This window comes from Catenibacterium sp., from assembly GCF_052354645.1.
GTDB classification, from domain to species: domain Bacteria; phylum Bacillota_I; class Bacilli_A; order Erysipelotrichales; family Coprobacillaceae; genus Catenibacterium; species Catenibacterium mitsuoka_A.
Map to the genome: position 1 here is coordinate 1 of NZ_DAWDDM010000376.1, position 1,539 is coordinate 1,539.

Sequence of the window (1,539 nt, forward strand, 5' to 3'; positions counted from 1 at the left end):
CGGATACAAGCTAACGTGCGAATGCGGCTTTTCTGCATGGACGATTGCATCCAAGAAACCAATTACCAAGAAAAATCTCAACCTGTTATTTACTAAGGGAGAAACGGAAGTAATCAAGATGAAAAGCAAGACAGGAAAGCCATTCGAAGCTAAGATTGCGATTGACTACGACAACAAGAGTACCAAGTTTGTTTTTCCAAAAAGATAGTTTGTGGTAAATTACATTTCCATCTTTAATATTGGCGATATATAGTTAATATTGATTTTGCAAACAAGCAATAGAATTCCCTCTCATCCTTAATATTGATGATGAGGGATTCTTTTTATTACGTGCCAACTTTAACATTGAATAGGAGAAATAGCCTAAAACAGGGGAATTCCAGAATATTGCAGATGTGACAAAATTTGATATTAAGAATGGGAGGTAACTAAAAAAATCAGTTTCCGAATTCAATATTAAATTTGGAATGTAAGTGAAACAGCGTAATATTTTTTCAATATTAAAAATATAAATGTAACAGGAATGTTCGTGAAAAGAGAAATTAGGGGCATTTTTGTTACAACCCATCTTTAATATTGAAATCAAGAATCTGACCTAATGTTCCTATTCAACCTTAATAATGAAACATCAAATGGTTATGTTTGTTACGCTCCATCTTTAATATAGTTTTTCATAATGCGTCTAAAAATACCCTTATAACTTTAATATCAAATTTGCAACTAATATCCTAAATTACCAGTCATATCTAATATTGACTCATAGGGAGGAAACAATGTATAAATCGAAACGCAGCCTCAAAGTGTATGAGGCACCACTTGGTTTAAATGGTAAACAGCAGATTCCAAGAATTCAGCTTCTACATATTATATAGTACTTATGTAATATTGTTCAGTATTTAAGATGAGATGTAACATAAAAGACGAATTCTAAACTCAATATTTAAAATGGGAAGTAACAAGAATTGGGAGATGAATTTCAATATCCAATACGGAAGGTGATTACAAAGTGAAACCAGCATATCGTATTAAGGATGGGAGCGGAGAAAAAGTGAAAATCAGAAATCCAGTATTTAAGATGGAAATCCAAACCGGTATTTAAGATGGAATGTGGATCTATTAACATTGGTAAATTACATTTCCATCTTTAATATTGGCTTATTTTTTTCTTGTAGCAAAACATCCATTTTGCTATAATCAAATTAGATAAAAAGCGGCACGCCGCATTTTTATAGAAAGGGTGAGATTTTATGACAAACAAATTAAAATGTGCATCATTTTTTGCTGGTGTAGGTGGTATTGATATTGGATTTGAAAACACAGGGGCATTTGAAGTGATTTATGCAAATGAAATTGACCCATATCCAGTAAGAACATATGAATTAAATTCAAATATTAAGGTTGATAACAGAAGCATCTGTGATGTTCAGCCTGACGAGATTCCTGATTTTGATGTCATGCTTGCTGGGTTTCCATGTACAGATATTTCAGTTGCCGGCGCTAGACAGGGTTTATGCAATGATGATGGAACATTACCGCGAA

Annotated in this window: 2 protein-coding genes; both read left to right on the top strand. The window is 32.8% G+C overall.

Going from position 1 to position 1,539, the window contains the following annotated elements; genetic code table 11:
* The coding region (locus ACT8VG_RS11155; RefSeq protein WP_444195928.1) for a topoisomerase C-terminal repeat-containing protein at positions 1-208 on the top strand (208 nt) is incomplete at its 5' end.
* 1,039 nt (positions 209-1,247) lie between these two features.
* A partial coding sequence (locus tag ACT8VG_RS11160) for a DNA cytosine methyltransferase (protein WP_444195929.1) occupies positions 1,248-1,539 on the top strand: 292 nt, incomplete at its 3' end.